21 protein-coding genes are annotated in these 20459 nt (G+C 69.2%); 12 read left to right on the top strand and 9 right to left on the bottom strand.

What is annotated here, in order from left to right:
• The first annotated feature begins 45 nt into the window (after window positions 1-45).
• Window positions 46-834, top strand: a complete 789-nt coding sequence (locus tag GOHSU_RS09315; protein WP_005940282.1) for an SGNH/GDSL hydrolase family protein — start codon at window positions 46-48, stop codon at window positions 832-834.
• Between the two features lie 96 nt (window positions 835-930).
• Here GOHSU_RS09315 and GOHSU_RS09310 read toward each other — a convergent pair whose 3' ends face one another.
• The 4 genes from GOHSU_RS09310 to GOHSU_RS09295 all read right to left on the bottom strand — a co-directional run bounded on the left by GOHSU_RS09310 (window position 931) and on the right by GOHSU_RS09295 (window position 4633).
• Window positions 931-1911, bottom strand: a complete 981-nt coding sequence (locus GOHSU_RS09310; protein WP_005940278.1) for an SGNH/GDSL hydrolase family protein — start codon at window positions 1909-1911, stop codon at window positions 931-933.
• The gene (locus tag GOHSU_RS16280) at window positions 1911-3671 is read right to left on the bottom strand and encodes a protein kinase domain-containing protein (protein WP_005940275.1); all 1761 of its coding nucleotides are present in this window, start codon (window positions 3669-3671) and stop codon (window positions 1911-1913) included. The genes GOHSU_RS09310 and GOHSU_RS16280 overlap by 1 nt, the downstream gene beginning before the upstream one ends.
• Before the next feature lie 397 nt (window positions 3672-4068).
• On the bottom strand, window positions 4069-4371 hold the full coding sequence (locus GOHSU_RS09300) for a YdeI/OmpD-associated family protein (RefSeq protein WP_005940272.1): 303 nt from the start codon (window positions 4369-4371) through the stop codon (window positions 4069-4071).
• Window position 4372: 1 nt separating this feature from the next.
• Window positions 4373-4633 carry an RNA-binding S4 domain-containing protein gene (locus tag GOHSU_RS09295; RefSeq protein WP_024332535.1) on the bottom strand — a complete coding sequence of 87 codons (261 nt, stop codon included), beginning with the start codon at window positions 4631-4633 and terminating at the stop codon, window positions 4373-4375.
• 126 nt (window positions 4634-4759) lie between these two features.
• On the opposite strand from GOHSU_RS09295, the gene rraA reads away from it, so the two are divergent.
• Together rraA and GOHSU_RS09285 are read left to right on the top strand one after the other, a co-directional pair.
• On the top strand, window positions 4760-5245 hold the full coding sequence (gene rraA, locus GOHSU_RS09290) for a ribonuclease E activity regulator RraA (protein WP_005940266.1): 486 nt from the start codon (window positions 4760-4762) through the stop codon (window positions 5243-5245).
• A 38-nt stretch (window positions 5246-5283) separates the two neighbouring features.
• The gene (locus GOHSU_RS09285; RefSeq protein WP_005940263.1) at window positions 5284-6837 is read left to right on the top strand and encodes a succinic semialdehyde dehydrogenase; all 1554 of its coding nucleotides are present in this window, start codon (window positions 5284-5286) and stop codon (window positions 6835-6837) included.
• Window positions 6838-7285: 448 nt separating this feature from the next.
• Here the strand turns inward: GOHSU_RS09285 and GOHSU_RS09280 are convergent, their stop codons facing one another.
• Together GOHSU_RS09280 and GOHSU_RS09275 are read right to left on the bottom strand one after the other, a co-directional pair.
• Window positions 7286-7834 carry a Rho termination factor N-terminal domain-containing protein gene (locus GOHSU_RS09280; RefSeq protein WP_005940260.1) on the bottom strand — a complete coding sequence of 183 codons (549 nt, stop codon included), beginning with the start codon at window positions 7832-7834 and terminating at the stop codon, window positions 7286-7288.
• A gap of 15 nt (window positions 7835-7849) precedes the next feature.
• Window positions 7850-8575, bottom strand: coding sequence for a DUF6474 family protein (locus GOHSU_RS09275; protein ID WP_005940257.1), 726 nt, complete (start codon window positions 8573-8575; stop codon window positions 7850-7852).
• A 112-nt stretch (window positions 8576-8687) separates the two neighbouring features.
• Between GOHSU_RS09275 and GOHSU_RS09270 the strand changes: the two genes are divergently transcribed.
• A complete protein-coding gene (locus GOHSU_RS09270; RefSeq protein WP_024332534.1) occupies window positions 8688-10364 on the top strand; it encodes a TM0106 family RecB-like putative nuclease in 1677 nt (558 codons plus the stop codon).
• A gap of 16 nt (window positions 10365-10380) precedes the next feature.
• Here GOHSU_RS09270 and GOHSU_RS09265 read toward each other — a convergent pair whose 3' ends face one another.
• A complete protein-coding gene (locus tag GOHSU_RS09265; RefSeq protein WP_024332533.1) occupies window positions 10381-11100 on the bottom strand; it encodes a TMEM165/GDT1 family protein in 720 nt (239 codons plus the stop codon).
• Between the two features lie 162 nt (window positions 11101-11262).
• Between GOHSU_RS09265 and GOHSU_RS09260 the strand changes: the two genes are divergently transcribed.
• The 5 genes from GOHSU_RS09260 to GOHSU_RS09240 all read left to right on the top strand — a co-directional run bounded on the left by GOHSU_RS09260 (window position 11263) and on the right by GOHSU_RS09240 (window position 16723).
• The gene (locus tag GOHSU_RS09260; RefSeq protein ID WP_005940249.1) at window positions 11263-13326 is read left to right on the top strand and encodes an ABC transporter ATP-binding protein; all 2064 of its coding nucleotides are present in this window, start codon (window positions 11263-11265) and stop codon (window positions 13324-13326) included.
• A complete protein-coding gene (locus GOHSU_RS09255) occupies window positions 13323-14075 on the top strand; it encodes an energy-coupling factor transporter transmembrane component T family protein (RefSeq protein ID WP_005940245.1) in 753 nt (250 codons plus the stop codon). Before GOHSU_RS09260 ends, GOHSU_RS09255 begins: the two co-directional genes overlap by 4 nt.
• Window positions 14076-14224: 149 nt before the next feature.
• The gene (locus tag GOHSU_RS09250) at window positions 14225-15082 is read left to right on the top strand and encodes a metal ABC transporter substrate-binding protein (protein WP_245551712.1); all 858 of its coding nucleotides are present in this window, start codon (window positions 14225-14227) and stop codon (window positions 15080-15082) included.
• Window positions 15079-15828: a metal ABC transporter ATP-binding protein gene (locus GOHSU_RS09245; protein ID WP_005940240.1), complete on the top strand. Its 750-nt coding sequence runs from the start codon at window positions 15079-15081 to the stop codon at window positions 15826-15828. The genes GOHSU_RS09250 and GOHSU_RS09245 overlap by 4 nt, the downstream gene beginning before the upstream one ends.
• A 1-nt stretch (window position 15829) precedes the next feature.
• The gene (locus GOHSU_RS09240) at window positions 15830-16723 is read left to right on the top strand and encodes a metal ABC transporter permease (protein ID WP_005940237.1); all 894 of its coding nucleotides are present in this window, start codon (window positions 15830-15832) and stop codon (window positions 16721-16723) included.
• Window positions 16724-16786: 63 nt separating this feature from the next.
• Here the strand turns inward: GOHSU_RS09240 and GOHSU_RS09235 are convergent, their stop codons facing one another.
• Both GOHSU_RS09235 and GOHSU_RS16775 read right to left on the bottom strand, forming a co-directional pair.
• Window positions 16787-17413, bottom strand: coding sequence for a superoxide dismutase (locus GOHSU_RS09235; protein ID WP_005940234.1), 627 nt, complete (start codon window positions 17411-17413; stop codon window positions 16787-16789).
• A gap of 116 nt (window positions 17414-17529) precedes the next feature.
• A complete protein-coding gene (locus GOHSU_RS16775) occupies window positions 17530-17682 on the bottom strand; it encodes a hypothetical protein (RefSeq protein WP_005940231.1) in 153 nt (50 codons plus the stop codon).
• Between the two features lie 115 nt (window positions 17683-17797).
• Here GOHSU_RS16775 and msrA point away from each other — a divergent pair, with 115 nt between their 5' ends.
• The 3 genes from msrA (at window position 17798) to GOHSU_RS09220 (ending at window position 20412) form a co-directional block, all read left to right on the top strand.
• Window positions 17798-18517 (top strand): peptide-methionine (S)-S-oxide reductase MsrA, encoded by a 720-nt coding sequence (gene msrA / locus GOHSU_RS09230; RefSeq protein WP_024332532.1) that lies wholly within the window; start codon window positions 17798-17800, stop codon window positions 18515-18517.
• An 8-nt stretch (window positions 18518-18525) separates the two neighbouring features.
• Entirely contained in the window at window positions 18526-19602 is a 1077-nt protein-coding gene (locus tag GOHSU_RS09225; protein WP_005940224.1) for a winged helix DNA-binding domain-containing protein, read from the top strand.
• A 474-nt stretch (window positions 19603-20076) separates the two neighbouring features.
• Window positions 20077-20412 carry a rhodanese-like domain-containing protein gene (locus GOHSU_RS09220; protein ID WP_155821101.1) on the top strand — a complete coding sequence of 112 codons (336 nt, stop codon included), beginning with the start codon at window positions 20077-20079 and terminating at the stop codon, window positions 20410-20412.
• The last annotated feature ends 47 nt before the right edge of the window (window positions 20413-20459 follow it).

Here is a 20459-nt window from a genome sequence, read left to right as displayed (position 1 = left end):
CGTCGTTCTGTTCGCGGTCGGCGACGGTCCGGGACGATCGTCGCGATGCTCGCCGCCGTGGTCGCCCTGCTGGCGCCGTTGGCGGTCGCTCCGGCGGAGGCGCGACCGGGGTCCTACATCGTGGTGATGGGCGATTCGTACACCACGAACTATGCCTACAAGAAGTCGCAGTCCGGCCAATGCCGCCGCAGCGCCACCGCCTGGCCGGCGCAGCTCGCACGGCACACCAGCCACCCGATCATGAACGTCGCCTGCAGCGGTGCCAAGCTCGGCAACGGCGGCTACAACGTGTACGACGAGGCCCAGGAGGTCCGCCGGCGCGGGGGATTCAACGCCAACACGCGGGCCGTGCTGGTCCAGCTGGGCTTCAACTCCTTCGGCGGCGGACCGGGCCTGTGGGACCGCGGCCAGCAGAGCTTCCCGACCCTGACCGGTGCCAACTACGCCCAGCAGCTGCGTGCGCTGGTGACCTATGTCCGCAGCGCCGCACCGAACGCGCGTATCGCGATCGTCGGGTACCCGCAGGTGTTCGCCCCGGGACAGCGGGAGATGTGCAGCAAGGCGCTGGGCCTGATCCCGGTGCCCGAGCCCGGTCGGACGGCCGCACCGACCTTCCTGGCCAAGATGCAGGTCGCCCAGAAGGAGGCGGCGCGTCGGCTGGGAGTGCGTTTTGTGAACCTCAACGCCGCCACCAACGGGCACGGCGTGTGCAGCCTGGACCCGTGGGTCAACCGGCACCCGTTCCCGGCGCTGGGCGAGACCTTCCTGTTCGCGCACCCGACTCCGCACGGTGACGCGGTCGCCGCCCGGACGGTGGCGCGGGCGATCCGCTAGCGGCCGCCGCAGCAGCGGTAGGTCGCCGCAGCGGTAGTAGGAACGGCGACTGCACCGGGAGGCAACGGCCGCCGCGAGGTCCAGGATCCGGACCGCTCAGCGCCCTGCGCGGATCGCCTTCTCCAGAGCGTCGGCCATGGCCCGCTGGCCGCGGGCGTTCGGATGATTGCCCGGGATCCCCATCGTGCGGCCGTCCGCATCGAAGGCGGGTTCGATCCAGCGCACTTTCTCGGTGGTGCAGGCATCGTGCCCGTCGGAGAGCTCGGCCATGTCCACAAAGGTGCCGCCGACGCTTTCCACCGCGCTCTTGGCGCGTGAGTTGAGCTCGGCCTGCAGTTCCCGGGCGAAGGCGATGTCGCCGTCGGCGAAGCCGAGCTCGGGCCGGCAGGCACCGGAGGCGGGGACCAGCCACGGATAGCCGATCGCGTAGATCTCGGCGTTGGGTGCCTTGGCGGCGATCTCGGCGTAGGCGGCCTTCAGGTTCGGGCCGGTGCCCGACGTCAGCTTCTCGATCAGCTCCTGGCCGTACTGGTCGCGACAGGGCGACCCGGTCGGATCCTCCGCGCCTGCGCCGGCACAGCGGCTGACCAGGAAGCCGAAGAAGTCTTCGTCATTGGCGCCGAGGACCACGGTCACCACGTCGATGCTGTCGTCGAGCGCCTCGGTCTGTGGTGCCAGGCCGCGATGCTGGGACTGGGTCATGTGCTCGGTCTTGGCGCTGGTGCAACTGACGTCGCGGACCGCCCACTTCATGCGTTCAGCCACCTGGATGCCGGGATTGGAGGAGGTGCGCTGGCAGCGTACCGGGGCGTCGGGGGCCAGATCGCTCTCCCCGGTGCCGGCCGCGTACGAGTCACCCATGTGCACATGGCGGGCGCCGGGTCCGAGCTTCTTGGGCAGCGGTGCCTGGCTCGGTGCGGCCGCCGAGGGCGTGCCGCCGGCCGACGACGGGGTACCGGCCACCGTCATCTCACCGCGGCGATCGAGCACCAGGACCGTCGCGACCGCGATGATGGCGATCAGTGCGGTCACCAGCAGCAGCACCGGAAGGATGTTCCGGCGGGAGACCGGCGCCATCAGTGCGGCATCGCCGGGTCGATCGCCCGTGCCGCCTGGGCGAGACGATTGCACGCATCTTCACGTGCCCGCACATCGAAACCGCCGCTGGCCGGCCGGACCTGCACCGCCAGTTCGAAGGCGTAGCGGGGGGCGTTCTCGGCGACGAACCCGTACTTGCATCGGGTCACCCCGTCGTAGGCTTCGTACCTGCGCCAGCCGGGCAGATCAGGGAACGCCGGGGCTCCGCGGTCGTACTGCTCGACCATCCACCGCCACGTCGAGGATTCCGGGACGTACCCGCCGAGCAGGATCGGCGGAGCGTTGCCGGTCAGAGTGCCGTTGCACAGCAGCATGTCACCGTTGGGTGCGCGTGCCGGACTCAGGTTCGGGTTCATTCCGCCTTCGGTCAGCAGATTCGCCGGCAGTCGGCACGGATCGAGCGCGTTGCGCGTGGTGTTGAGGATGTCGTACTGCTGACGCGGCGGTGCCGAGGACACCGCGGCGCTGGCCTGTTCGGCTGAGCCGTCGGCGGCTGCAGCGGTGGCCGGGGGCGAGGCGGGGTCGTCGTCCGAACCGCCGAGCATCGCCCAGGCGATGCCTCCGCCGACCAACAGCACGGCCAGAGCCACCGCACCGGCGATCAGCCCGGCCTTGCGGCCCTTGGGGGGCACCGGCGGCACCGGTTGGGAGTGTGCGGGCGGATACCGGCCGGGCGGTGGCGGGGGAGCGGTCCGCTGCGGCTGCGAGATCGCCGCGATCGTCGGGTGGGCCTGAGCCTGCGCTTGGGCGGGCGGCGGCGCGGGGACCGGGGGCGCCGGCGGGTGCGGATGGGAGATGTTGGCGATCTCGGTGACCGGGTACTGCGGCGGCACCGGGGTGGTGGCCGCCGTCGCACCGCGCGGTGAACCGATGGCCGTGGTCGGTGTGGCCGTGGTCGGGTTCTCGGTCCGCAGCGCCCGGTCCAGGGCGGTGACGAACTCCTGGCACGAGCCGTACCGTTCGTCCGGCGCGATCGCCAGTGCCTTGCGGAAGACGTCGTCGATCGCCTGCGGCAGATCCGGGCGCAGTGCCGAGATCGACGGACGCTCGTCGCGGATGTGACGCATCATCACCGCGGTCGGATTCGTGGCGCCGAACGGTTTGATGCCGGTGAGCAGGTAGGCGGCGGTGCAGGCCAGACTGTACTGGTCGGCGCGGCCGTCGGTGGCCTCCCCGCTCAGGTGCTCGGGTGCGCTGTAGTCGACGGTGCCGATCACCATGCCGGTGCTCGACAGGGAGGTGTCCCCGACGATCCGGGCGATCCCGAAATCCGACAGCACCGGATGCGGGGCGCCGCTGCTCAGATCGATGAGAATGTTCTCGGGCTTGACGTCACGGTGCTGAAGATTCCGTGAGTGCGCGAAGTCCAGCGCACGGGCCACCGCCGTGCAGATCCCGATCACCTGAGCCGGCGGCAGTCCGCCGGGCGCCGCCGCTTTGAGTTCCTCGGCGGCGGTCGGGCCGTTGATCAGCCGCATCGACAGCCACAGCCGGCCGTCGTCGACGCCGCAGTCATACACCGGCACGATGTGCGGGTGCTCCAGGCTGGCTGCGAGCTGGCCCTCCCGTTCGAATCGGGCGCGGAACACCGAATCGTTGGAGTAGCCGGGGGAGAGGACCTTGATCGCGTCCTGGCGCGGCAACCGGGGATGCTGGGCGGCGTAGACCTTGCCCATACCGCCGGCGCCGACTCTGCGCAGGATGCGGTAGCCCGCGATGGACTCGATCTCGTCCGACATCGGACCTGCCCTCCTGACCGTGCACGTAACCCCCGGAGTGTACCGACCCCCCAGGACAGCGAGTGCGGCACACCACAGGTGACACGCCGTCGTTCCCGTTGGCCGTAACGCCGGAGGCCGCCGGAACGAGATACAGGATAGAGATCGGTACGAGAACTTTTCGGGAGTGGTTCGAATGGCAACCGGAGTCGCCGCGCGAGAACGTCGACGGACCGGGCACGGCCTTGTACGCGCGATGTGGGGGCGCCTGCGTGCGCCCCGGTCACTGGCCGCCGAGCGGGAACGACTGGTGAGCACCGAAGAGTTTGCCCGGCTGCGCCGGGCAGCCTGACTCGCCGGGGCCCGAGTCCGCCCCGCCGGAGCCCGACGCGGGCTCTAGGAGCGGCAGTGTGTGGCGCTACGGTTTCCCGGTGCGCTCGCGGTGCTTGCAGCCGGGCCAGCAGCACGGCCGCCGCATCCCGTCTTCCAGTTCTTCGCAGGTGCGCCGGATCCGCCGGGCGCGGGTCTTGGCTTGTTTGGCCTCATCGACCCAGCAGATGAACTCGTTGCGGCCCAGCGGTGTACAGGCCTCCCACAGTTCCAGCACACTGCGGCCGACCGATGCGCTGCCGTCGTCGCCGGGTCCGCGCTGACCACCCAACAGGGCTGCGCGCAAGTCGTCGGGCAAGGGGTGCACCACCCCGCCGGATACCTCGGTCATCTCACGAATCCTTCCCGGGAGCTGTCAGGAGCCCGGTTCCCGCCGGGCTCTGCACGCGGACACCGATGCCGCCCAGCGCCACCACATCGCCGTCGTGCAACTGGCGCCCGCGGCGCAGTTCCACCTCGCCGTTGACCGTCACCAGACCGTCGGCGATCACCAGTTTCGCGTCGGCGCCGGTGTCGATCAGGCTCGCCAGCTTCAGGAACTGCCCCAGCCGGATGCTCTCGTCCCGGATCTCCACGAAGTCCACGCCATCCATTGTGCCCCGTCGGCGGCGGCCCGTCGCATAGAAGTGTGCCCTGCGCCTGCCGTGGGCCGATTCCCGGCCGGGCCAGCAGGTTACCGTGGGGTACAGATCGTCGCGGTGCACGCCTAGACTGGGGTTATGAGCGCGCCTGAATTCACACCCACCGCTGACCTGGTCGACGAGATCGGCCCCGATGTCCGCAGCTGCGATACGCAGTTCATCCAGTACGGCGGCAACCGCGAGTTCGCCGGTGTGGTCACGACCGTGCGCTGCTTCCAGGACAACGCCCTGCTCAAGTCGATCCTGTCCGAGCCGAACCCGGGCGGAGTCCTGGTGATCGACGGCGACGGTTCGGTGCACACCGCACTGGTCGGCGACATCATCGCCGAACTGGGCCGCAGCAACGGCTGGGTCGGGATCATCGCCAACGGGGCGATCCGCGATGCCAAGCCGATCGGCCAGATGGCGATCGGAGTCAAGGCGCTGGGCACCAACCCGCGCAAATCGTCCAAGACCGGGGCCGGCGAGCGCGATGTGCCGGTCGAACTGGGGGGCATCGTCTTCCAGCCCGGCGACCATCTGTTCTCCGACGACGACGGCATCGTCGTCGTGACGCCCGCCTGAGCCCCCTGCCCACCCGCCGAACCGAACTGGAGCACACCGTGGCCAAGCCCACCCCCGATTACTTCACCCGGCTCGCCGCGCTGGCCGCGATCGACGACCCCGCAGACCGCCCGACCAAGCCGGTGCTCGAGGCCTTCAGCGCCACCGAGATGGCCACCATCCCGGTCGGCACCGCCGAGGACGTGGTGCGCGCGGTCGAGCGGGCCCGGCAGGCGCAGACCGACTGGGCCGCCAAGACCCCGACCGAGCGGGCGAAGGTCTTCAACACCTTCTCCGACCTGGTGCACTCCCACGCCGAGTCGCTGATGGACATCGCCCAGGCCGAGACCGGTAAGGCCCGGATCTACGCCCAGGAAGAGGTCCTCGACGTCGCGCTGACCGCGCGGTACTACGCCACCAACGGTCCCCGGATGCTGGCCGAGCACAAGGAGCCGGGCATGATCCCCGGCGCCACCGAGGTGCGGGTGCGGTACCTGCCCAAGGGTGTGGTGGGCGTGATCAGCCCGTGGAACTACCCGCTCACCCTGGCGGTCTCCGACGCCGTGCCCGCGCTGATCGCGGGCAATGCAGTGGTGATCAAGCCGGACAGCAACACCCCGTACTGTGCGCTGGCGCTGGCCGAACTGCTCTACGAGGCCGGACTGCCGCGCGAGTTGTTCGCCGTCGTCCCGGGTCCGGGCTCGGTGGTCGGTCAGGCGATCGTCGAGCACTGCGATTACCTGATGTTCACCGGGTCCTCGGCCACCGGCGCCACGCTGGCGCAGCAGGCCGGCAAGCGCCTGATCGGCTTCTCCGCCGAGCTCGGGGGCAAGAACCCGCTGATCATCACCGAGGGCACCCATCTGGATCGGGCCGTGGAGGGCGCCGCCCGCGCCTGCTTCTCCAACTCCGGACAGCTGTGCATCTCGATCGAACGTATCTACGTCGAGGAAGCCATCGCCGACGAGTTCAGCCGAAAGTTCGCCGATTACGTCGAGAACATGTCGCTGGCCGCCAGCTACGACATGTCCGCCGATATGGGGTCGCTGGCCTCGGCCGACCAGATCAAGGCGATGGAGGAGCACGTTGACGACGCGGTCGCCAAGGGCGCCAGGGTCCTGGCCGGTGGTCGCAAGCGCGCCGATCTGGGACCGCTGTTCTATGCGCCCACCGTGCTGACCAAGGTCACCGAAGACATGGCGTGCTGCCGCAACGAGACCTTCGGTCCGCTGGTATCGATCTACCCGGTCGCCTCGGTGGAGGAAGCGATCGAACTGGCCAACGACACCGAATACGGCCTCAACGCCAGCGTCTTCGCCAGCAGCAGCGCTCAGGCGCAGAAGATCGCCGAGCAGTTGCGCGCCGGCACCGTCAACATCAACGAGGGCTACGCTGCCGCCTGGGGGTCGACCGCCGCACCGATGGGCGGGATCGGGCTGTCGGGTGTGGGCCGCCGGCACGGGCGCGAGGGCCTGATCAAGTACACCGAGCCACAGACCATCGCTGCGCAGCGGTTCATCGGACTGGACGGGATGCGCGGGGTTCCCCGGGATCTGTTCCTGAAGGTGACTCCGCTGGCGATCCGCGGTCTGAAGTACTTGCCGGGCCGGTAGCGGCAGGGCGGGATCTGCTCAGAATCGGGCCTTCGAGGAGATTTTCTCGGGGGCCCGAACTGGCTCTCCGGATCTAAGAGTGCGTAGGTGACGTTCGGCCCGAGCGGGGGCGACCACAAGATGTATGCGGGCCCTGGGTGTGAGAATGGGAGTTCTTACACAACCGAGACCACACCACAGGACCCAGGGTTGGGGTTGACCCCGTTTCCTGGACATTCGATTAGACGGCCTGATCGGCTACTTCGCTCGTCCTGATGCTTATGGTCCGGCCCCGGAGGCCCGATCGGCTACACCGAACCGCAGGCCATCGCTAAGCAGCGGTTCATCAGTCTGGACGGGATCGCGCGAGAGCTATTCCTGAATGTGATTCCGCTGGCCGATTCGTGCCACGCGATACCGCTCATCCGGCGACGGAGAGCCGACTCGCCGGCGCGGGTCCATGGGCGACTCAGCGGCACCGACGCCGGCGCAGCAGGATCACCAGGATCGCCACAACGGCGGCGATCGCCGCGATCATGCCGGGGGTGACGCGGTCGCCGGGCAGATCGGTGGGACTGGTGCGCAGCAGCTGGGTGAATCGGTCTCGTGAAGCGTCGGTCCGAGAGGCGGCGGCGCGCGAAGCGTCGGCCTCGGCGACGGCATCCACCCGCGGGACCGGCGTGGAGGAACCGGACGAGGCGGCCTTCTGCGGGGCCGGGGTGAGCGCGGCCGGCGTGGGCGCGGCGGTCAGTTCGCTCTGTACCGGCGGCGCGGTCAGTTCAGCCTGTGCTGGCGGCGGGGTGATCGCCGGTGTCGGGGTCGCCGGATCCAGGGTCTTCGCAGCCGGGGTCTTCGCAGCCGGGGACGCGGGGCCGGTTGCCGGAGCCGGGGTGCCGTCGTCCTGGGCGAGAGCGACGATCAGCTCGGCCTTGCGCATCGTCGAATAACCGTGCAGCCCTTTGGCTTTGGCTTCGGCCCGCAGTTGCGCAACGGTTTTGTTCTGGTTCTGGTCAGCCATGGAGTCTGCTCCTGATCAGGGGTGAACGTTCAGCCGGGCCAGCAGATCGTTATCGATCGCGCTGAGCTCATTGCCGATTGCGCGCTGGGCCGCCCGGCGCTGCGAGGGCGGCATGGTGTCGGCGGCATCGGCGGCCACCACGAGGTTGTCCAGCCGTTTGGTCATCGCATCGACGAAGGCTCGGCCTTCGCCGGTGGGATCCTGGGCGGCGACCTTGGCGGCGGACTGGCGGGCCGCGTCGATCCGGGCGCGCAGCGGAGCACTGGGTCCGCCGTATTGGGTCAGCAGCTCGGCGGGCACACCGGCGCGGCGGGCCTGCAGGGCGGTGATCTCCGAACGTGCTGCGATCGCCCCGCGATACAGGATCGGTCCGGCGATCGGGGCCACGAGCTTGGCGACCGACAGGTAGCGCCGCACCTTGGCCGGCGACAGCAGCGCCTGCTTCTCGGCGGCCTTCTCGTCCGCCTTGACCTGGGCCGCAAGGGTCTTCGCCTCGACGGCGGCGATCTTCTCCTGCGCCTTGACGTTCGCCTTGGCGGTCTTGCGTTCGGCCTTGTGTGCCTTCTTGCGGTACTTGTGCTCGTCGCGGAGGGCCTTCTTGTGGCGCTTCTTCTCCTCGTGCGCACTGACCTTGGCTTCTAGCCGGACCCGAGTCTTGAGAGCCTTCTCCTCCGCCTTACGGATCTTTGCTTCGGCTTTACGCTCGGCGCGCCGAGCCGAACTGGACGACAAGAAACCCATGGTGTCCTTTCCACCTCCACCGGTAAGACCGGCTTGGCCGTGATGTCTACCAGTTTTGCATAGTGTCGGTGGAGGATGAGACGGTGACGCAGGTCCAGAGAGTCAGACGGAGGTGCCAGCGGTGATCCTCGGTGCACGCGATCTGACCGGCTGCGAACACCGGCTGGCGCTGGACGCGGCGGCACGGACCGCCGGGGACGGGCCGGCCGAGACCGAATCGCCCGACGCCCTGCGGCGCATCGAGGCGGCCCAGGCGCACCGCGCCCAAGTGCTGCAGCTGCTGCGCGAAGCCCAGGACCGGCTGCCGACGACGCTGGTCGACATCGATCCGAGCCTGCCGATGGAGCGTCGTGCCGAACTGACGCTGACGGCCTGCGCCGACGGTGCCGACTGGATCCTGTCGGCGGCACTACCGATCGACCGGGTACACGGCCGGCGCGGGCACGCCGAGGCACTGATCCGTCACGGGCAGGGCTATGTGCCGCTGATCATCGTCAATCACCGGGTGGTCAACCCGGCCAAAGCCGATCGTGATCCGGCCGAACCGGCGACGTTGCGGACCAGTCCCCTCGATCGTTGGGCGCCGGAGCGGGATCCGGCCCGGACCAACCGGCCCAACCGCCGGGATGCGCTGCGGCTGGCTCAACTGGCCGCCATGCTCGACGGGCTCGGATACGCGGCGGCGCCCGATCGCGCCGACTGGGTCGGCGGGGTGATCGGGGTGGACGCCGACTGCATTCTGGCCGTGCCGCTGGGTGCGGTGATGCCCGAATACGAGGAGGCGCTGGAACGCCGCCGTGCGATCGCAGCCGGCACGATCCCCACCGTCCCGCGGCGCATCAACGAATGCCGCAGCTGTGACTGGTGGCCGCGATGCAAGGCCGAGCTGGAGGCGGGCGACGACGTCAGCCTGGTGGTCGGCGGCGCGGGGACTGCGGCCCTGGCGCAGATGGGGATCACGACGGTGAGGCAACTGGCGGACTACCGCGGCGATCCGCCGCCGGAGTGGCCCGGTTACCCCTCTTTCACGGATGCGGTGGTCGCCGCCAGCTGTCGCCGCGCCGAGGTGCCGTTGGTGCGGCGACTGGACCGGCCGACGGTTCAGCGCGCCGACGTCGAGGTGGACGTCGATATGGAGAGCTACGGCGAGCGCGGCGCCTACCTGTGGGGTACCCTGCTCACCGACAACGCCGCACCCGACCGGCCGTCGCGCTACCTGCCGTTCGTCACCTGGGATCCGCTGCCGTCGTCCGACGAGGGGCGAGCCTTCGGCCGATTCTGGACGTGGCTGATGGACAGTCGTCGACGCGCCCACGAGGCGGGCCGCACGTTTGCGGCCTACTGCTACTCCGAACAGGCCGAGAACCGGTGGCTGCGGGCCAGCGCCGACCGGTTCGGCGGCATACCGGGTGTACCGCACCGCGACGAGGTGGAGGAGTTCATCGCCTCGGACGACTGGGTCGACATCTACCAAGCGGTCAACACCAACTTCATCTGCCCCGACGGTAAGGGGCTCAAGCGGATCGCACCGATCGCCGGATTCGACTGGCAGGACGAACAGGCCAGTGGCGTGGCCTCGATGGAGTGGTACGCCGCCGCCGTCGGACTGGACGGGGCGCCGCTGGATGCGACTCAGCGCGAACGGCTACTGCGCTACAACGAAGACGATGTGCAGGCGACCAAGGTGCTGCGCGAATGGCTCAGCTCCGAGCGGATCCTGCGGCTGCCGACGGTGGAAGACCTGCTCGGTGCCGGTACCTCGCTGCCGTCCGCACGCCCGGTCGGCTGACCGGCGGTGCGCCGGGTCAGGGCAGGGGCACCGTCTCTTCGGAGGCGCGGGTGCGGATCGCCTTCTCGAGCTGCCGGCGCCGATGCGTCGAGACGATCACCCCGATACCTGCGACCATGACGACCGCCACCGCGGTCAGCGTGCCGATCAGGACGGGCACGGTGGCATCGAGCAGGCCCTGGGTCAGGAGCCAGATACCGAAGCCGAAGAACAGTGCGGCGGCGAAGAGCGCAACGGTGCGTTCGGGCAGATGTCTGCCGAAGGCGCGGCCGATCGCGATCGCCAGGGCGTCGGCGGCGACCATCCCCAGCGTCGACCCGATCCAGATACCGAGCCACTGGTTGTCGGCGGCCAGGGTGATGGTGGCGAACATCGTCTTGTCGCCGAGTTCGGCGAGGGTGAAGGCACTCATCACCGCCAGAAAGACCGAGCCGCTCACTCTGGTGACCCGGGCGGCCTCGTCCTGTGACAGCTCGTCGCCGCGCAGGGTCCACAGTGCGAAGGCCAGCATGGCCAGGCCGCCGGCGATGGACATCAGGTGAGTCGGGATCGACAGTCCCAGGAAGTGCCCGAAGAAGACCGAGGCCGCGTGCACCAGGGTCGTCGCCGCGAGAATCGCGCTGAGCACCACCCACCACCGGTAGCGCAGCGCATAGGTCAAGGCCATCAGCTGCGACTTATCGCCGAGTTCGGCGACAAAGATGACGCCGAAGCCCAGAAGCAATGCCGCAATCATGTCGATCACCCTAGGCAGGCCGCCGGGGGGCCGCAACAGCGAGGTGGAGCCTCATTTATGCAGGTAGGAGGGCCACAACTCGATGTTCGGGAACCCTGACACCGCGTCTGCGGCCCACCGGCGTTTTGTGGGTCGGCACCCGGAGCCAGGCACAATGGGCCCGTGACGAAACAAGCCCTCGATACGCGTGCGCGCCCGATCAGCGGGCCGCTGCGTCCCCTGGAGATCGCGATCGTCGCGATTCTGTCCGGGCTGACGGTGGTGGCCGTCGTGGTGGCCTCGGTGATTCCGATGGCGCAGGCCGCCGGTCTGCTGGCCCCGGTCCCCGTCGCCATGATCGCCGCCCGCACCCGCCCGCGCGCGGTGGTCGCCGCCGGGGTCACCACGACGGCGGTGACCTTCGCCGTCGCCGGCCTGGGCTCGGCACTCTCGGTTCTGGCCTCGGTGGTGATCGGCGGGGTGGTCGGCGAGGTGAAACGGCGCGGTGGCGGTCTGGTGACCCTGCTGCTCGTGTCGCTGCTCGTCGCACCGGCCCTGGCTTCGGTGTCGGTGCTGGTGCTGTGGATTCTGGTGCCGCTGCGGAACCTGGTGCTGCAGATCCTGCACAACATGATCGACGGCATCGGCAAAGCAGTGGTCACTGCGGCCGAGAGCCTGTCGCGGGTCACCGGTGAGCGCCGCGATCTGAGCGGGATCGGTGACTGGTTCGGCGGAGCCGCCGACAACATCGTCGATTACTGGTGGATCTGGCTGCTGGGCTCGGGCGCTCTGGGCTCGTTCATCTCGCTGGTGGTGGCCTGGTGGATCCTCGGCGGCGTCATCGGCCGGCTGGCGCACATCAAGATGCAGGACACCCTGGAGAACAGCCGTGATCTGACCGTCGAGGAGATCGCCGCCCCGCTGCCGTTGCGCATGGTCGGCGTCGGTTACCGCTACCCGGGCACCTCGGCGGAGGTGCTCACCGGAATCGATCTGACGCTGACCCGGGGGGAGTTCGTCGCGGTGGTCGGCGCCAACGGCTCGGGTAAGTCGACGCTGTCGAAGATCCTGGCCGGCACCCCGCCGACCGTCGGGGTGGTCGACCGACCCGGCGATTCGGGCCTGGGTAAGCGGGGCGGCACCGCCCTGGTGCTGCAGCGACCCGAATCGCAGATGCTCGGATCGCGCGTGGCCGACGATCTGGTGTGGGGACTGCCCCCGGGGCAGGACGTCGACGTCGAGGCCCTGCTGGCCGAGGTCGGCCTGGCCGGGCTGGGCGATCGGGAGACCTCGGATCTGTCCGGCGGCCAGCAGCAGCGACTGGCCGTGGCCGCCGCCCTGGCCCGCGACCCGCAGCTGCTGATCGCCGACGAGGTGACCTCGATGGTGGACCCGCAGGGACGCCTCGAACTGGTGCAGATCCTGGCCTCGCTGCCGGCCCGCCGCGGCATCACCGTCGTGCTCATCACGCACCGCGACTCCGAGGCGCGTGCCGCCGACCGGGTGATCCACCTGGAGGCCGGCCGCGTGGTGGCGCACCGCCCCGAGTGGATGGCGCCAGAAGCGCATCTGCCGTTGCTGCCCGACAGCGCGATCGCCGCGGAACCGCTACTGGACATCCGCGACGTCTCGCACACCTATCTGGCCGGCTCGCCCTGGGAGGTGACCGCGCTGCACCACGTCGATCTGCAGGTCAATCGCGGCGACGGCATGCTGATCGTCGGTGGGAACGGCTCGGGCAAGACCACCCTGGCCTGGATCGTGGCCGGTCTGATCGCACCCACCAGCGGCGAGGTACTGCTCAACGGCGAGCCGATGACCGGACAGATCGGCCGGATCGGCCTGGGCTTTCAGCACGCCCGGCTGCAGCTGCAGAAGACCACCGTGAGCGATGAGATCATGGCCGTCGGCGGCGAATCGGTCGGCACCGCCGAGGTAGCGCGGGTGCTGGACCTGGTGGCGCTGCCGCGCGAGATCGCCGCCCGGCGCGTGGACTCGCTGTCCGGTGGTCAGATGCGGCGGGTCGTGCTGGCCTCGCTGGTGGCCTCCAAACCCGAGGTCCTGGTGCTCGACGAACCCCTGGCCGGGCTGGACCCGGCGGCACGTGAAGAGGTCCTCGACGTCCTGGCCGGGCTGCGGCGCGGCGGGATCACGATCATCATCATCTCGCACGACCTGGAGGCGCTCGACCGCGTCTGCAACCGGCGAGTGGAACTGACCGGCGGAGTCTTGGAGGCACGACGATGACCCTGCGGACCCCGCCCCTGCGCCAGCTGCCCGGCGACTCGGTGGTCCACCAGCTCTGGGCGGGCACCAAACTGCTCATCGTCCTGGTGCTGGGCCTGATGACCTGGGTGCTGCCTACGTGGCCGAGCCTCGCCTTCGTGGCGGTGTTCGTGCTGGTCTTCGCGCTGCTCGCGGGAATCCCGCTCGGCGCCCTGCCGCGGCCGCCGTGGTGGTTCTGGGGACTGATCGCCCTGGGGGCCGGCATCACCGCCTTGTCCTCGGGCATCGATGGGGTGCTGATCTTCATGCGCGGCACGGCCCTGGGCCTGATCGTGCTGGCGATGAGCATCCTGGTGGTCTGGACCACGCCGATGGCCGAGATCGCTCCGGCGATCGCCCGGCTGCTGGCACCGCTGAAACTGCTGCGGATGCCGGTCGAGGAATGGGCGGTGTGCATCGCGCTGTCGCTGCGCGGGCTGCCGCTGCTGATGGAGGAGATGCGTCTGCTGCGGGCCTCCTACCGGCTGCGGCCGTCCTCGCGCGCCGGTTCCGGACACCCGTCGGCGGAGATGACGCTGATCGACATGGTGGTGGCCGCGATGAGTTCGGCGATGCGGCGGGCCGCAGAGATGGGTGAGGCGATCACCGCGCGCGGCGGCACCGGCCGGCTCACCGCCTATCCCTCGCGACCGGGGCGGGCCGACTGGATCGCTCTGGGCCTGACGGTTCTGGCCTGTGGCGGCGCCATCGCGCTGACCATCCTGCTGTAGCCGGGACCGCAGGCTGCGGTCGCGGGCCCGACCAGGGGTTTAGGAGAACCCTCTTGCATTTATTCGGTCACCCGAACTAAAAAGTAGATGTGCCGAAAACTGCGCCTGCCGCCCTCCTGGCCGTCCTGCTGCTCCTCGTCGTACCGGCGTTGAGCGGCTGCGACCGCGGCGACGCCGCCGACGGGCGCCCGCGGGTGCTCGCCACCTTCACCGTGCTCGCCGATATCGGCCAGAATGTGGCCGGCGACCGCCTCACCGTGGAGTCGCTGACCAAACCGGGGGCGGAGATCCACGGCTACGAGCCGACCCCGGCGGATGTGCGCCGGGCCGCGAAGGCCGATCTGATCATCGAGAACGGGATGAATCTGGAGGCCTGGTTCGGCCGGTTCGTCGCCGATCTGGACGTACCGCATGTGGTCGCCAGCGACGGGGTCGAGCCGATCGACATCGCCGCCGAGGCCTATGCGGGCAAACCCAATCCGCACGCGTGGATGAGTCCGCGCAGCGCCGAGATCTACGTCGACAATCTGGTGCGGGCCTTCAGCGACCTGGATCCGGACGGAGCCGCCGAGTTCGCCGCCAACGGCGAGGCGTACAAGGAGCAGCTGCGCGCGGTCCGCGGTGAACTCACCGACGCGCTCGGGGACCTGCCCGCGCACCAGCGGGCCCTGGTCACCTGCGAGGGCGCCTTCTCGTATCTGGCGCGCGATACCGGACTGACCGAGAGTTACATCTGGCCGGTCAACGCCGAGGCGCAGGCCACACCGGCGCAGATGGCCGGCACCATCGACTTCGTCCGGAAGAACGACGTCCCCGCGGTCTTCTGCGAATCGACCGTCTCCGATGCGCCGATGCGCCAGATCGTCTCGGCCACCGACGCCAGATTCGGCGGGACGCTCTACGTCGACTCGCTCTCGGCCGCCGGGGGACCGGTGCCGACCTATCTGGACCTGCTTCGCCACGACACCGAGCTCATCGTCGACGGCCTCACCGGGGACCGCCGATGAGCCGGGACGCACCCACGGTCGACATCGACGACATCACCGTCCGCTACGGGCGGGTACCGGCCCTGACCAACACCCGGCTGGCGCTGTACCCGGGACGGGTCTGTGGGCTGGTCGGCATGAACGGCTCGGGTAAGTCGACCCTGTTCAAATCGATCATGGGTCTGGTCACGCCGGACAGCGGCCGGATCCGGGTGCTGGGCGAACCCGCCGAACGAGCCCGCAAGACCGGGCAGATCAGCTACGTCCCGCAGTCCGAAGCGATCGACTGGGCATTCCCGATCTCTGTGCGCGAGGTGGTGATGACCGGCCGCTACGGCCGGATGGGCTTTCTGCGGCGTCCCGGCCGGAACGATCAGGCGGCGGTCGAGGAGGCGCTGGCCCGGGTCGAGTTGACGGACCTGGCCGGCCGCCAGATCGGGGACCTGTCCGGCGGACAGCGCAAACGGGTCTTCGTCGCCCGGGGCCTGGCCCAGGGCGCCTCGATCCTGCTGCTCGACGAACCCTTCGCGGGCGTGGACAAGCGCACCGAGGCCACCATCACCGAGGTGCTGACCGAGCGCGCGCGGGCCGGTGCCACGGTGCTGGTCTCCACCCACGACCTGCAGGCCCTGCCGCGCCTGGCCGACGAGACCGTCCTGCTGCAGCGCCGGGTGATCGCCCAGGGGCCACCCGAGGCGGTGATCACCACCGAGAACCTGATCCGTGCCTTCGGTGTCGACCCGCTCGCCCACGACAGGGAGGACTGAGATGTCGGCGATCGTGAACCTGCTGCTCGAACCCTTCGACTACGCCTTCATGGTCCGCGCCCTGGGGGCAGCCCTGATCTCCTCGATCGTGTGCGCCCTGCTGTCGTGCTGGCTGGTGCTCATCGGCTGGTCGTTGATGGGCGACGCCGTCTCCCACGCGGTTTTGCCGGGGGTGGTGCTGGCCTACCTGCTGGGCTGGCCGTTCGCGGTGGGCGCGGTGACCTTCGGTCTGCTGGCCGTCGCGCTGATCGGTGCGGTCCGCGACGGCGGCCGGGTCAAAGAGGATGCGGCGATCGGGATCGTGTTCACCACGTTGTTCGCCCTGGGTCTGGTCCTTATCTCGACGGTGCCGAGCCACACCGATCTGAACCACATCGTGTTCGGCAATCTGCTCGGGGTCTCGCGAACCGATCTGCTGCAGATCGCGGTGCTCGGTGCGGTGGTGGCGGTGGTGGTGGTGCTCAAGCGCCGCGATCTGACGCTGTTCGCCTTCGATCCGACCCAGGCGTACGCGATCGGGCTGAACCCCCGCCGGCTGGGCGCGCTGCTGCTGACACTGCTGGCCTTCACCGCGGTGACCGCCCTGCAGGTGGTCGGGGTGGTGCTGGTGGTGGCCATGCTGATCATCCCGGGCACCACCGCGTACCTGCTCACCGACCGCTTCGGCCGGATGCTGGTGATCGCACCGGTGTTCTCGGCGGCATGTGCGGTCCTGGGGCTCTACATCTCCTACTACTGGGACACCTCGCCGGGCGGCATGATCGTGCTGGTCCAGGGGATCGGATTCGCGCTGGTGTACCTGTTCGCACCGCGCCACGGGATCGTCGTGTCCGGGTTGCGCGGCCGCGGCGCCGCCGCACCGATGCGCGACGGCGCCCACTCCGCGGGGAAGTGAGCGCCGTCGTTCACACCTGGTTCACGCGGATCAGGATCTACCCGTCCGATCCGGTGGAGACGATCACGCCGGGACGATCAGCCCGTCGGCGGCGGTGGCGCGGCCGTAGCGAGCGGCGGCGTCCTCCCAGTTGACGACGTTCCACCAAGCCTTGACGTAGTCGGGCTTGACGTTCTGGTAGTCCAGGTAGAAGGCGTGCTCCCACATATCGAGCATGACCACCGGGATCAGCGCGGCCGAGGTGTTGCCGCTCTGGTCGGTCAGCTGCTCAATCACCAGGCGCTTGCCGATGGTGTCGTAGCCGAGGATGGCCCAGCCGCTGCCCTGCAGGGTGGTGGCTGCGGCGGTGAAGTGCGCCTTGAACTTGTCGAAGCCGCCGAAGTCGCGGTCGATCGCGTCCTTCAGGTCACCTTCGGGCTCGCCGCCGCCGTTGGGCGACAGGTTCTTCCAGAAGATGGAGTGGTTGGTGTGACCACCCAGGTGGAAGCCCAGGTTGGCGCTGAGGCCGAAGACCTTCCCGGCGATATCGCCGGCATCGCGGGCCTCTTCCATCTTCTCCAGGGCGGTGTTGGCACCGGCTACGTATGCGGCGTGGTGCTTGTCATGGTGCAGCTCCATGATCTTGCCGGAGATATGCGGCTCCAGAGCGCCGTAGTCATAATCCAGGTCGGGCAGGGTGTAGACAGCCACGGTCGATCCTCTCATCAGTGATTCTTCGTACTCGATCCAATTTCTACCCTGCGCCACCGGACCCCGGAGCGCAAGGGTGCGTCGGCGGCGGGGCGGGGGCTGATGGAAGGCCGGCGTCAGAGAACGAGGATCAGCACGATCGCGGCGACGATCACCAGGATGGTCACGGCGATGGCCGCGCACTGGGTGCGCACGTTGTAGATCGGCCAGGACTCCGAGTGTCGTGTCACGTTCGGAGAACTGGTCACGAACTGGCGATCGCTGGTCATCCCGTCCCTCCCCGGGCCAGTGCGGGGTGCCCTAGATCACACCCTGCAGTATGGGCGTCACCCTACTGCGTCGGCGACGGTCGAGCCAATCGCCCCGGCGCCGTACCCTGGAGGCATGAGTCTCTTCGATCGAATCATGGCCGCCGCCGACGTCAAGCGCGTGATGATCGACCCCGCGGAGGCGTTGCCGGGGCGCGACGAGGAGATGCCGCTGCCGCCGGAGCACGGGGTGCTCGGCCGGCCGCTGCGGGGGGTCGTCTCGCCCGAGGGCGACTACACACCCGGCGGGATCGGCGGGTGGGACGATGCGCTGGACGCGGTCGTGCTGGCCGGCGGCTGCTTCTGGGGCGTCGAAGAGATCTTCTGGCAGCTGCCCGGTGTCGTCAGCACGGCGGTGGGCTACGCCGGCGGGTACACCCCGAACCCCAGTTACGAGGAGGTGTGCACCGCCCGGACCGGCCACACCGAGGCGGTCCTGGTGGTGTTCGATCCCGCGCAGGTGAGCCTGGAGCAGATCCTCGCGGTGTTCTTCACCTCCCACGACCCGACGCAGGAGATGCGGCAGGGCAACGACATCGGCACCCAGTACCGGTCGGCGATCTACACCTTCAGTGCCTCCGACACCGAGCAGGCCGCGCAGGCGGCCGCCCGATTCGCGCCGGTGCTGGCCGAGGCGGGTTACGGGCCGGTGACCACCGAGATCAGTGAACTGTCGGCGGCCGGGGCGGGCCGCTTCTACTACGCCGAACCGGTGCACCAGCAGTACCTGCACAAGAATCCGAACGGCTACCGCTGCCATGCCGCGACCGGGTTGACCTTCCCGGCCCGGGACTGATTGCGCCCGTGTCCGCCAGGCTCACCGCCGGCCAGTGGAATCGGACGCTGCTGCAGCGCCAGCATCTGCTCGAACGCGTCGATGAGGATGCCATCGAGGTGATCGACCGCTGCGTCGGACTGCCCGCCGGCGATTCCGGTTCGCCGGTGCAGGCACTTTTCGCCCGGATCGATGGCTTCGACCCGGACGAGCTGGACTCTCTGCTGACCGCCCGGGAGGTGGTCGAGATGGTGCTGCACCGGGGTGCGGTCTTCGTCATGGACGGGCTGGATGCGCGCTGGATCCGGCAGGCGGTGCAACCGGCAGTGACGGCGAGCCGCCGTGCTGCGTCGCTGCCCCCGGGAGTGGACCGTGCACAGATCCTCGCGGTGGCCACCGGACTGCTCACCGGCCACCGCGCCGGCGTTCCCGGCGCGGTGGTGCGGGCCGAACTGTCCCGGACGTGGCCGCAGATACCGGTTCGCACTCTGCTGGAGGTGGTCGAGACCGGTTCGCCGCTGGTGCGGATCCGGCCGCCGGGGCAGCGGCCGGATGACCGGCAGGCAGGTGATCAGCAGCCGGGGTACGGACTTCTCGACGAATGGATCGGCGCCGGGGAGCCCGCGGTCACCGGGGCCGAGGCGCACCGCGATCTGATCCGCATGTACCTGCGCGGCTTCGGACCGTCGTCGGCCGCTGCGGTGACCCGATGGTGCGGTCTTGCCGGAACGGCGCGCCTCCTGGAGGCGATGGAAGCCGAATGGGAGCTGGCTAGGCTCGTCGGACCCGACGGCCAGGAACTGTACGACCTGGACGGTCTGCCGATCGCCGATGCGGAGCTGGCGGCGCCGGTCCGGTTCCTCGCGCCGGGCGACGAGATCTTCAGCGGAGCCGATCGCGGCCGGGTGCGTGATCGGCAGGGCCGTCGTGCCGACTGCGCCGCCGGACCTGCCCCGGGCGGGGTGCTCGTCGACGGGCGGCTGGCCGGGACGTGGCGTCTGCGCGACGGCGCGGTCGACCTGACCGAGACGGTGGATCTGCAGCCGCGCGAGCGTGCCGAGGTGGAACGCGAGGCCGCTCGACTCGCTGATTTCTGCGCTCGCTGACACCCGTCGCCGCCGGCCCGTCGTTCTCGGGACCGCCGCGGTGTCCACCGCTCGGATGACACCGGCCGGCGCAACTCGAAAGGTCAACTTGAGAGTGTCGCGCGGCGTGTTGTCCACACGTTGTCCACAGTGGGGATAGCGCAGTGAGCGCTTGTTCATCGGCAAAATAGAAGGTGACGCGCAGGTGGACGGCGGCACAATTCCGTCGTAAAACGTGAGGATACCGTCACTATTTGCCGAGTGACCTCGATTTTTGTCCACAAATCCACAGGATTGTCCACAGTGGACCCGCCCCTATGGGGGTTATGTGGACAACTGTTGTGCACCGGCGGTGTGGATAACTCTCCGGGGCCCGGACGGGCCGCTGCAGTGGGGACTCGGCGTCGGCTGTGGTACGTGCCGGCCGGCCACCATCGGCAGGGGAGTCGGCGGTGGGCGACCAAGCCGGGCACGTGCACCGCAGTCTGTGGGAATATGGAGATCGTGAGTATGGATATCGAGCAGATCGACGTCACCGCGCTGCCCGACGACTTCACCGCGGTGACCGATCAGATTCTTCTGGACATCCGCGAAGACGACGAGTGGGAGTCGGGCCATGTTCGCGGTGCACTGCACATGCCTCTCGACGATGTGCCCGCCCGGGTCGACGAGATCGATCTGGACTGCGACCTGTTGGTGATCTGCCGGACCAGTGGGCGCTCGTTCCGCCTGCTTTCGTACTTCGCGCAGCGCGGGATCGACGGTGTCTGCGTCAGCGGTGGCATGGTCGCCTGGGAGGCTGCGGGCAAGCCCATCGAGACGGGGCGGTGACCGTCCCGGTGCAGTTGCTCGACGTCTGCCTGCCCTGCCGTATCCAG

The organism is Gordonia hirsuta DSM 44140 = NBRC 16056 (genome assembly GCF_000333015.1).
Classification (GTDB): domain Bacteria; phylum Actinomycetota; class Actinomycetes; order Mycobacteriales; family Mycobacteriaceae; genus Gordonia; species Gordonia hirsuta.
This window is presented reverse-complemented; position numbering and strand designations above follow the sequence as displayed.

What these genes read in the sequence shown, in the direction of transcription:
- GOHSU_RS09315 (WP_005940282.1), top strand. Translation starts at nt 46, where the DNA reads ATGCTCGCCGCCGTGGTCGCCCTGCTGGCGCCGTTGGCGGTCGCTCCG.
- GOHSU_RS09310 (WP_005940278.1), bottom strand. Translation starts at nt 1,911, where the DNA reads ATGGCGCCGGTCTCCCGCCGGAACATCCTTCCGGTGCTGCTGCTGGTG.
- GOHSU_RS09265 (WP_024332533.1), bottom strand. Translation starts at nt 11,100, where the DNA reads ATGATTGCGGCATTGCTTCTGGGCTTCGGCGTCATCTTTGTCGCCGAA.
- GOHSU_RS09255 (WP_005940245.1), top strand. Translation starts at nt 13,323, where the DNA reads ATGACCCTGCGGACCCCGCCCCTGCGCCAGCTGCCCGGCGACTCGGTG.
- GOHSU_RS09280 (WP_005940260.1), bottom strand. Translation starts at nt 7,834, where the DNA reads ATGGCTGACCAGAACCAGAACAAAACCGTTGCGCAACTGCGGGCCGAA.
- GOHSU_RS09240 (WP_005940237.1), top strand. Translation starts at nt 15,830, where the DNA reads ATGTCGGCGATCGTGAACCTGCTGCTCGAACCCTTCGACTACGCCTTC.
- GOHSU_RS09245 (WP_005940240.1), top strand. Translation starts at nt 15,079, where the DNA reads ATGAGCCGGGACGCACCCACGGTCGACATCGACGACATCACCGTCCGC.
- rraA (WP_005940266.1), top strand. Translation starts at nt 4,760, where the DNA reads ATGAGCGCGCCTGAATTCACACCCACCGCTGACCTGGTCGACGAGATC.
- GOHSU_RS09300 (WP_005940272.1), bottom strand. Translation starts at nt 4,371, where the DNA reads ATGACCGAGGTATCCGGCGGGGTGGTGCACCCCTTGCCCGACGACTTG.
- GOHSU_RS16280 (WP_005940275.1), bottom strand. Translation starts at nt 3,671, where the DNA reads ATGTCGGACGAGATCGAGTCCATCGCGGGCTACCGCATCCTGCGCAGA.
- GOHSU_RS09220 (WP_155821101.1), top strand. Translation starts at nt 20,077, where the DNA reads ATGGAGATCGTGAGTATGGATATCGAGCAGATCGACGTCACCGCGCTG.
- msrA (WP_024332532.1), top strand. Translation starts at nt 17,798, where the DNA reads ATGAGTCTCTTCGATCGAATCATGGCCGCCGCCGACGTCAAGCGCGTG.
- GOHSU_RS16775 (WP_005940231.1), bottom strand. Translation starts at nt 17,682, where the DNA reads ATGACCAGCGATCGCCAGTTCGTGACCAGTTCTCCGAACGTGACACGA.
- GOHSU_RS09295 (WP_024332535.1), bottom strand. Translation starts at nt 4,633, where the DNA reads ATGGATGGCGTGGACTTCGTGGAGATCCGGGACGAGAGCATCCGGCTG.
- GOHSU_RS09275 (WP_005940257.1), bottom strand. Translation starts at nt 8,575, where the DNA reads ATGGGTTTCTTGTCGTCCAGTTCGGCTCGGCGCGCCGAGCGTAAAGCC.